The sequence below is a fragment of the Neisseria sp. GT4A_CT1 genome (assembly GCF_000227275.1).
Lineage (GTDB): Bacteria > Pseudomonadota > Gammaproteobacteria > Burkholderiales > Neisseriaceae > Neisseria.
The window spans coordinates 1-8,808 of record NZ_JH164966.1; the positions used below are offsets into that span (position 1 = coordinate 1).

The window sequence follows — 8,808 nt, forward strand, 5'->3', positions numbered from 1 at the left end:
TCGTCTGAAAACAGCCTTGAAGCCTTCAAGCTGCTTTTCAGACGACCTCTTGCTCCGGTCGCTTTATTTCTTCAAGAATGCCCGTTTCAGAATAATCAGCCAATCTTTTTTATCCAAAACAGGACGTTGTGTAAACATATCGTATTTGCTGCCGTCCAGTTTCTGCAAAATCAGTTGTCCGCCGACAATAATCATCCGCAATTCAAATCCCAAACGGCCTTTCAGCGTTTTACCCAAGGGCGAGCCGCCCTTGAGCATTTGGAACGCGCGGTTGCACTCATACGCCATCAGTCTTTGGAACGCAAAATCCGCTTTGCCTTCGGCAATTTGCGTTTCGCTGACGTTAAATTTTTGCAAGTCGTCCTGCGGGATATAGACGCGGCCTTTCTGCCAATCGACGGCAACGTCCTGCCAAAAGTTGATGAGTTGCAACGCGGTGCAGATGCCGTCGCTTTGGGCGATGCTGACTTCGTCGGTTTGTCCGTACAGGTGCAGCATAATGCGCCCGATCGGATTGGCGGAACGGCGGCAGTAGTCAATCAGGTCGCCAAAATCCTGATATCGGGTTTTGACAACATCTTGACTGAATGCAGATAAAAGTTCGTAAAACGGTTGCAGCGGCAGCTTGAAAGGCGCGATGGCTTCACGTTGCAAACGTTGCATTAGCGGAGTCAACGGCGTTTCGCCGCGCTGTATGCGGTCGAGTTCGGATTTGAGTTCATCCAAAGCGCGCAAGCGTTCATCGGCTTCGGCATTGCCTTCATCAGCGAGGTCATCCGCAGTGCGCGCAAAAGCATAAACGGCATGGGTAGGCTTGCGCAGGTGGCGCGGCATGACAAGCGAGCCGACGGGGAAATTTTCGTAATGGTTGACGGACATAAATATTGGAAATTCGGTATTTGGGGTCGTCTGAAAGTATGGAGCCGTATTGCTCACATGATTGGCTTACGGCGGGCTGTATACTTTCAAACCTGTATTAACAACTCGACAAGATTCTAACACAACGCATTATTTTATTAATGATTTAACTGTATACTCGCATAGAAATCCAAACTTAAAACCACAAAATTACCCTGTTTTCCCAATTCAGACGACCCTTTCCACAAAACGGATTTTAGCTACGGCAAAAACTATATTGAGATAACAAACCACCATCCGGAAATAGGCTGTCCCATCCAAACTTAACCCGAAACCATGCCTCCCTCGTTCCTCAATATATCCGTAAACACTTGATTCGCTTATAATCCCCATACTTCCAAGTAAGCGGAGACTACGATGGACATGATGACTTTCACGAATATTTTCTTAATCGTGCTATGTATTTTCACCATGCTGCTGGTGTGGTCGCGAAATTGGAAGCGCAAGCAGGCGTATTTTGAAAAAATCAAAAGCAATCCGGACAATCTGAAATGGCTCGAACAAAATCTGACCGGAAAAGAAACAGCAGACCTCAAAAACATCAACGAGCATTTCGGGCTGCCTTTGCTGCAAGCGAAACAACTGCTGGAATACTACAAGCAGCAGTCGGAAAAATAATCTATCGTAAAAAATAATCTATGGTTTAAAACAGGCGGGCTGAATTCAGTCCGCCTTTTTACCCGTTTCAAAAAAATCTTTTATTTCTGTATTGACAGAAATAAAAAATAAAAATAAAATACCCTCACTATGAAACTGAATCCGACCACTGAAAAATTTATCCTCCACTGGGGCGAAATGGGCACCAAATGGGGCGTCAACCGTACCGTTGCGCAAATCCATGCCCTGCTCTACATCTTAGGCAGACCGATGAATGCCGAAGAAATTACCGAAACGCTCGGCGTAGCGCGCTCCAACGTCAGCAACAGCATCAAAGAGCTGCAAAACCTGAGGTTGGTGCATACCGTGCATATCTTGGGCGACAGACGCGATCATTTTGAAACTTCAGACGACGTCTGGACTTTGTTCCGTACCATCGCAGAAATGCGCATGCAGCGTGAAATCGAACCAACGCGGCAATTTTTGCAAAGCCTGATCGACAGTCCTGAATTTAGTCAAGAAAATGAAACCGCCAAGCAGCGAATCCGACAAACCCATGATTTCATTAACACACTGACCATATGGGCAAATGAAATGTTGAAGCTTTCCACCTCAACCATGGTGAAAATTTTAAAAATAGGCGCCGGAATACAAAAATTTTTCCGATGATACCTCCCCAATTGGTTTACAAGACACAACCCCCGGTTTCTCTTACGCAATCATAGGTGTGTTATGACGCATTCGACAGAAGATTATTTCGACTATCCGAGAGGCAGAGTCATCATCGTTTATACTGCATCTACGCTATTTTTTGCGTTTAGTATCGGCTACTATGCTTTATTCTTTACCGTACCGGCCCTAATTTGCGGTTTGATCTTAAGCTTGACGTCTACATACAGGGACTTACGCGGCCTTATACGGGCAATCATAACCGGATCGCTATGCGGTTGCCTATATCTTTTACTGTTTGGCGCAGATTTTGTCACCAGCCTCCTAGCAAGCGTGGTAATAGGCGGTACTTATTCTTTGATTGTTGGCGTTTTGAGCTTGCCCAATCCTCCGGGGGAGGATGATATTCAGGAACCTGCCTAATTTTTTTACCCTTATATTTCTCTTTTGACAGAAATTTTAGAAATTACAGGCTAAATATATAAATAAACCGAAATGAAATTAGGAAACCAATATGTCCGACAAAACTACACGCAATCTCCCTGCCTACCTGTCTTACTCGATGGGGCTGCTATGGCTGTGGAGCGGTACCCAACCTCTGTTTTTCATGCCCGAAATGTCATTGGATTTGCTGCATTCGGTCGGCATTCCCGATCCGTTGCAGTGGCCGACATTAATCGCCGCTTCACTATTGGACATCGGTTTTGCCTTTTTATGCTTCAGCCGCCTTCGTTCCCATTCCGCAATATGGCTGTTGCAATTGATAACCGTCGCGGCATACAGCCTGATTATTGCCATCAGGCTGCCCGAAATGTGGGCGCACCCTTTTGCGCCTTTGGTAAAAAACCTGCCGATTATGGCTACTTTATTTTTCCTGTATCAATCCGTAGGAGATAAAAAATGAACACCTATTTAATCGTTAAAACCCTGCACATCATCTCGGCTACTTTAATGGTCGGCACCGGTTTTGGTACGGCGTTTTACCTCTTTTGGGCAAACCGCAGCGGTTCGGTCGCCGCGCAGTCGGTCGTATCGCATTGGGTCATCAAGGCAGATTGGTGGTTTACGACACCTGCCGTTATTTTCCAACCCCTGTCCGGTTTATGGATGCTGTACGAACGCGGCTATACCGTTTCCACCATGCTGGAACAAAATTGGGTATGGATGACGCTCGGTTTATACATCCTTGCAGGCATTTGCTGGCTGCCCGTTGTCTGGCTGCAAATCCGTATGGCAAAGATTGCCGAAAAAGCGCACAAAGAAAACGCAGACACCATTCCGGAACCCTATTGGCGTTACGCCAGACGCTGGGAATTGCTGGGCTATCCCGCCTTTTGCGCCACTATCGTGATTTACTTCCTGATGGTGATGAAACCGATTTAAAGATTTTCAGACGACCTCAGCAACACCATAAAGAAAAACCATGAACATCATCATTTTCGGAGGCAGCGGCTTCATCGGCAGCCGTACCGTTCAAATCCTCAAAGAACAAGGTCATCAAGTTTGCACGCCCGACCGCCGCTCCTTCGATTTTCTTCATCCCGATGAAACCGCCGCACGCCGTTTATTGGAAGGGCAAGACGTCCTCATCAACTGCATCGGCATCATGAGCCGTCATGCCGAAATACTCGAAACCGTACACCACCGCACACCCAAACAACTCGCCACATGGGCAAAAGCAGCAGGCATAAAACACTGGGTGCAACTATCCGCACTGGGTGCCGACCCATCTCAATCCATCAACTTTGTCGGCAGTAAAGGACGTGGAGATGATGCCGTCGCCCAAAGCGGCATACCGATTGCGATAGCCCGACCATCCGTCGTTTACGGGCGAGGGGGAACCAGCTGCGAACTGTTCATCAAATTAGCCCGCCTCCCTTTACTTCCCCTGCCGGAAGGCGGCCGCTTTTACTTGCAGCCCGTCCATCTTGCCGATGTTGCCGAAGGTTTGGCAAAACTGGCCGTCCAAACCGACGCCGGCCACAGCATCATCAATATGACCGGCAACCAAACGCTGACCTTGGCGGAATACCTGACCACCCTCCGCCAAACCCTGCATCACAAACCGCCACAACATATCCTACCTGTTCCCCTGCGCCTGATTGACCCTGTGCTGCCGTTGGCAAACCTCCTCAGCAACGGCATTATCAGCCGTGACAGCTTTGCCCTGCTCAAACAAGGTTCATGCGCCGATTATTCTGATTTTGAAGCTTTATTGGGGAGAGCGCCATTAGCTGCGGAAAACTTTTCCCATCAAGGCTGAATCAGCCATACACACGAAAAGGTCGTCTGAAACCGCCCTGCCTAAAGCCGATTTCAGACGACCTTTTGCCCTAATACAAAAGACCGCTGATACAATAAAGCGCCCGTATGAAAAATATTTTGCTACAATATGTAATTGTATGTTACATAAGCAGTATATCATCAATAAAATAATATTTTCATCACGGCTCATATCATGGCTCAGATTAAATTTAAAACACATCTTAAATGCATCCTACTTGCTTCCATCTTGCTCTCCGGCTGTCAGACTGCCTTTGAAGAAGATCAAACCCGGCGCAGCAAAATTACCCAATTCGCCCTCAATCATCCCGTAGCGGCGCAAGCCATCGGCATGGAAGACACAGGCTCCTTCAATATCAGCAGCAATGCTACGCGTTTTGCCTACCGCAGCGGCTTAGACGATACTGCCAACGGAGATGGCAAAGGCACACAGGTCAATGCCGTGCGCCAAGCCCTGTGGCAAGCCGCCATTACCTCCCAATTCGACAACGTAATCGCCGAAGAAGCAGGTAATGCCTACCTTGCCGACATCAAAATCCGCGAAGGGAAAATCAACTATTTCAGCCGTTATCTCGCGGACCAGGCAGTTGACCAACGCAACAACCGTATCGGCCGCAGCATCGGCAGCGGCAGACCCAATACCGACATGAAGGCCCTTGCCGAAAGTGTTTTGCTTTATTACCACAAAATCGGCTTGTGGACCGCATCGGAAACGCGTACCAACGGTCGCAAAGTATGGCGCATCACGCAAGAAAAACTCAGTCCTACCGCCTACCGCGAAGCCATGAAAAATATCGAACCGTTGGATGCCGAAGGCTTGCGCGAGGAAGAGCGCAACATGCCCAAACCCGACAAAATCGACTCGATTTCCAAAACGGTTAAAGCCATCAGAAAAGTAAAAGACTGATTTTTCGACACCCTGTGCAAGTTTTGAGTAATTCATCAAAACGGCGTAAACTGTCGCAAACCCATTTTCAGACGACCCCTGCTTGCAAAGAGGTCGTCTGAAAACATTTCTCCTGCCGATTCAGCCGTTTCCAGAAGGACAAAGGACGATTATGAATTTCCCACCGCGTTACGTTTCCGCCACCCGTATGCGCCGTATGCGCAAAGACGACTTTTCCCGCCGCCTGATGCGCGAACACACCCTGACCGCAGACGATTTGATTTACCCCGTCTTCGTACTCGAAGGCAGCAATCAGGAAGAAGCCGTCCCCTCCATGCCCGGCGTGAAGCGGCAAAGCCTGGACAAATTATTGTTCACCGCCGAAGAAGCCCTCAAACTCGGCATCCCCATGCTGGCACTCTTCCCTGTCGTTACCCGAAACAAAACCGAATTAGCGGAAGAAGCCTACAACCCCGAAGGACTCGTACCGACCGTCGTGCGCACCCTGCGCGAGAAATTCCCCGAACTCGGCATCATGACCGATGTCGCCCTCGACCCCTACACCATCCACGGGCAAGACGGGCTGACCGATGCGAACGGCTATGTCCTCAACGACGAAACCATCGAAGTTTTGGTGAAACAAGCCTTGTGCCACGCCGACGCAGGCGCGCAAGTCGTCGCCCCGTCCGACATGATGGACGGACGCATCCTCGCCATCCGCGAAGCCCTTGAAGACGCGGGACATATCCACACCCGCATCATGGCGTATTCAGCCAAATATGCTTCCGCATTTTACGGCCCGTTCCGCGATGCGGTCGGCAGTTCCGGCAATTTGGGCAAAGCCGACAAGAAAACCTACCAAATGGACCCCGCCAATACTGACGAAGCCCTGCACGAAGTCGCCCTCGACATTCAGGAAGGCGCGGATATGGTGATGGTCAAACCCGGCCTGCCTTATCTTGACGTTGTCCGCCGCGTCAAAGACGAGTTCGGCGTACCGACTTACGCCTACCAGGTTTCCGGCGAATACGCCATGCTTCAGGCAGCGATTCAAAACGGCTGGCTGGACGGCGAAAAAGTCATACTCGAAAGCCTGCTTGCCTTCAAACGCGCCGGCGCCGACGGTATCCTGACGTATTACGCCGTCGAAGCGGCAAAGATGTTGAAAAAATAAAACGACAGCAAAATGCCGCCGGTTTGCACAGAATGCCCGGCGGCATTCACATTAAGGCATTTGCCCGACAAAATTTATTACAACGGAATGAATAATCAGGTAATTTCTGGTAAAATACCGCAACTCTCAAACAAACACTTACAGCGTCCGTTTTATATAGTGGATTAAATTTAAATCAGGACAAGGCGACGAAGCCGCAGACAGTACAGATAGTACGGAACCGATTCACTTGGTGCTTCAGCACCTTAGAGAATCGTTCTCTTTGAGCTAAGGCGAGGCAACGCCGTACTGGTTTAAAGTTAATCCACTATAAAATTCAAAACATATACAATAAAATGAATACAACAACCGCCGATACACTATTCCGGGAAGCTCACTCATTCATGACCCAAATCCCGCCCGATTTTGCCGCCGCAGTCCCTCTGTTGCAAAAAGCGGCAGACGAAGGGCATACGGAAGCAGAATTCCATCTTGCAGGCTGCCTGCTGCAAGGGCAAGGCATCCCTGCCAACCGCGAAGCCGGCATACGCCTGATGCAGCAAGCGGCGCGTGACGGTCATCCCTACGCCAGCTACAACCTTCTTCAAATCCAAGAAGCACAAGGCATGCCGCTCAATACCCTGCTTCCCTCCTATCGGGAATTGGCAGAAGCAGGCATTATCGAAGCACAGCTCAAGCTGATGCGCGCTTATCATGACGCAGGTCAACACGAAGAAGCCGTCGATTGGGCCGTACTTGCCGCGCGTCAGCAAAATCCCCAAGCCCTATATTTCTTAGGCCAGCATTGCCAATACACCTCGCCGCCCGATTATCCCCAATCACACCAGCTCTACCAACTTGCCGCCAAACAAGGATTTACGCCTGCCAATTGGCAGCTCGGATTGCAATACAAGCTCGGTCAAGGCGTGGCACCGGACCTTGAACAAGCCGCCCAACACCTGTACATCGCGGCAAGTGACAACATCGCGCCTGCACAAGTCGCCCTTGCGGAAATCCTGCTCCCGACCCATCCCGACAAAGCCATCCAATGGCTGGAAACCGCCGCCAGACAAAACAGCAGCGATGCTTACGCCAAGCTCGCAGAAATCCATCTGCTGGGCAAAGACATCCCGAAAGACACGGATAAAGCACGCCGCTACGCCAAAGCAGCCGCCCGCCGCAATCATCCTGAAGCGCTGCGTTTGCTCGGCGATATCTACCGCTACGGGCTGGGCATCCTTCCCGAACCCTCCAAAGCGCGCCATTACTATCAGCTTGCCGCTGATTTGGGCAATCTCGCCGCACACCAAAAACTACTCGCGGACATTGCCCTGAACAATAAGCAAAACTACCCTCAAGCCAAAGAACACGCGCTGCAACGCCAACAGGCGGAGCAATTCTATCAGCTGGCTTTTGCCGCCCATTACGGCCTGAACCGCGCTCCCGACCATGCCGAAGCGCTGACGCTCTATCAGCAGGCCGCAGATTTGGGACACAGCAAAGCGCAAACCAATCTCGGCATGATGTACTACAACGGTCATGGAACAGAGACCGACTATACCCAAGCCGCCAAATGGTTCGCGCAGGCAGCGCAGCAAAAAGACACAATGGCGCAATACAACCTCGCCTGCCTCTATTTCCACGGAACAGGCGTCCGCCGCAACACAGCCTTAGCCTGCCGTTGGCTTGAAACTGCCATTAACGACGGTCACGAGCAGTCTGAAATCCTCAAGCAACTGCTGGCGCATTGGAAACAACAACTTCCATAACATTGCCCGCGTGGCAACATTTCTCCGAAGAAGCTGCCAACGTTTGGGAATCCCTCTAAACCATTGTCTCTGCGTTGTGATTAATGGGGTGCCGTTCTACGATATAGTGGATTAACTTTAAACCAGTACGGCGTTGCCTCGCCTTAGCTCAAAGAGAACGATTCTCTAAGGTGCTGAAGCACCAAGTGAATCGGTTCCGTACTATCTGTACTGTCTGCGGCTTCGTCGCCTTGTCCTGATTTAAATTTAATCCACTATAAGTCATATCACTTGCCCCATTCAAACAACAATATAAAAGGTCGTCTGAAAACCCTGATTGAGGATTTTCAGACGACCTTTGCCTTTACCGGTTGGCCTGTTCGGATATTAGAAATCCAATTCCGCTTTCAGCCAGTAAGTACGCGGCATGCCGACTACGGCGAAGCTGCGGTCGTATTGGCCGCGCTGTACCTGCCAGTAGTTTTTGTTGAACAGGTTTTCTACCGAGCTGCTGACGGTCAGGGTATTTTTACCCAGCTTGGTTTTGTAGCGCG

9 protein-coding genes and 1 pseudogene are annotated in these 8,808 nt (G+C 50.0%); 9 read left to right on the plus strand and 1 reads right to left on the minus strand.

All coding sequences use genetic code 11. The features are described 5' to 3' along the window. Positions 1 to 63 precede the first annotated feature (63 nt). Positions 64 to 879, minus strand: a complete 816-nt coding sequence (gene hpnC, locus HMPREF1028_RS04750; protein ID WP_009311668.1) for a squalene synthase HpnC — start codon at positions 877 to 879, stop codon at positions 64 to 66. A gap of 396 nt (positions 880 to 1,275) precedes the next feature. Between hpnC and HMPREF1028_RS04755 the strand changes: the two genes are divergently transcribed. The 9 genes and pseudogenes from HMPREF1028_RS04755 (at position 1,276) to HMPREF1028_RS04795 (ending at position 8,275) form a co-directional block, all read left to right on the plus strand. Beyond that, entirely contained in the window at positions 1,276 to 1,536 is a 261-nt protein-coding gene (locus HMPREF1028_RS04755) for a hypothetical protein (protein WP_003760631.1), read from the plus strand. Between the two features lie 129 nt (positions 1,537 to 1,665). Then, positions 1,666 to 2,184 (plus strand): MarR family transcriptional regulator, encoded by a 519-nt coding sequence (locus tag HMPREF1028_RS04760; RefSeq protein ID WP_003760633.1) that lies wholly within the window; start codon positions 1,666 to 1,668, stop codon positions 2,182 to 2,184. Between the two features lie 514 nt (positions 2,185 to 2,698). Beyond that, the gene (locus HMPREF1028_RS04770) at positions 2,699 to 3,088 is read left to right on the plus strand and encodes a DoxX-like family protein (protein ID WP_009311670.1); all 390 of its coding nucleotides are present in this window, start codon (positions 2,699 to 2,701) and stop codon (positions 3,086 to 3,088) included. Next, complete coding sequence (locus HMPREF1028_RS04775) at positions 3,085 to 3,567, plus strand: DUF2269 domain-containing protein (protein ID WP_009311671.1); 483 nt, start codon at positions 3,085 to 3,087, stop codon at positions 3,565 to 3,567. The genes HMPREF1028_RS04770 and HMPREF1028_RS04775 overlap by 4 nt, the downstream gene beginning before the upstream one ends. Positions 3,568 to 3,607: 40 nt before the next feature. Beyond that, a complete protein-coding gene (locus tag HMPREF1028_RS04780; protein ID WP_009311672.1) occupies positions 3,608 to 4,447 on the plus strand; it encodes an NAD-dependent epimerase/dehydratase family protein in 840 nt (279 codons plus the stop codon). Positions 4,448 to 4,642: 195 nt separating this feature from the next. Further along, the gene (locus HMPREF1028_RS04785) at positions 4,643 to 5,374 is read left to right on the plus strand and encodes a hypothetical protein (protein WP_003760647.1); all 732 of its coding nucleotides are present in this window, start codon (positions 4,643 to 4,645) and stop codon (positions 5,372 to 5,374) included. Positions 5,375 to 5,525: 151 nt separating this feature from the next. Beyond that, a complete protein-coding gene (gene hemB, locus HMPREF1028_RS04790; protein ID WP_009311673.1) occupies positions 5,526 to 6,527 on the plus strand; it encodes a porphobilinogen synthase in 1,002 nt (333 codons plus the stop codon). Positions 6,528 to 6,682: 155 nt separating this feature from the next. Further along, a pseudogene (locus tag HMPREF1028_RS15415) lies at positions 6,683 to 6,745 on the plus strand (transposase); the annotation flags it as partial. A gap of 117 nt (positions 6,746 to 6,862) precedes the next feature. Then, the gene (locus HMPREF1028_RS04795) at positions 6,863 to 8,275 is read left to right on the plus strand and encodes a tetratricopeptide repeat protein (protein ID WP_009311674.1); all 1,413 of its coding nucleotides are present in this window, start codon (positions 6,863 to 6,865) and stop codon (positions 8,273 to 8,275) included. The last annotated feature ends 533 nt before the right edge of the window (positions 8,276 to 8,808 follow it).

Excerpts from the sequence above, each read along its gene's own strand:
- hpnC (WP_009311668.1), bottom strand. The coding sequence starts at position 879 with ATGTCCGTCAACCATTACGAAAATTTCCCCGTCGGCTCGCTTGTCATG.
- HMPREF1028_RS04755 (WP_003760631.1), top strand. The coding sequence starts at position 1,276 with ATGGACATGATGACTTTCACGAATATTTTCTTAATCGTGCTATGTATT.
- HMPREF1028_RS04760 (WP_003760633.1), top strand. The coding sequence starts at position 1,666 with ATGAAACTGAATCCGACCACTGAAAAATTTATCCTCCACTGGGGCGAA.
- HMPREF1028_RS04770 (WP_009311670.1), top strand. The coding sequence starts at position 2,699 with ATGTCCGACAAAACTACACGCAATCTCCCTGCCTACCTGTCTTACTCG.
- HMPREF1028_RS04775 (WP_009311671.1), top strand. The coding sequence starts at position 3,085 with ATGAACACCTATTTAATCGTTAAAACCCTGCACATCATCTCGGCTACT.
- HMPREF1028_RS04780 (WP_009311672.1), top strand. The coding sequence starts at position 3,608 with ATGAACATCATCATTTTCGGAGGCAGCGGCTTCATCGGCAGCCGTACC.
- HMPREF1028_RS04785 (WP_003760647.1), top strand. The coding sequence starts at position 4,643 with ATGGCTCAGATTAAATTTAAAACACATCTTAAATGCATCCTACTTGCT.
- hemB (WP_009311673.1), top strand. The coding sequence starts at position 5,526 with ATGAATTTCCCACCGCGTTACGTTTCCGCCACCCGTATGCGCCGTATG.
- HMPREF1028_RS04795 (WP_009311674.1), top strand. The coding sequence starts at position 6,863 with ATGAATACAACAACCGCCGATACACTATTCCGGGAAGCTCACTCATTC.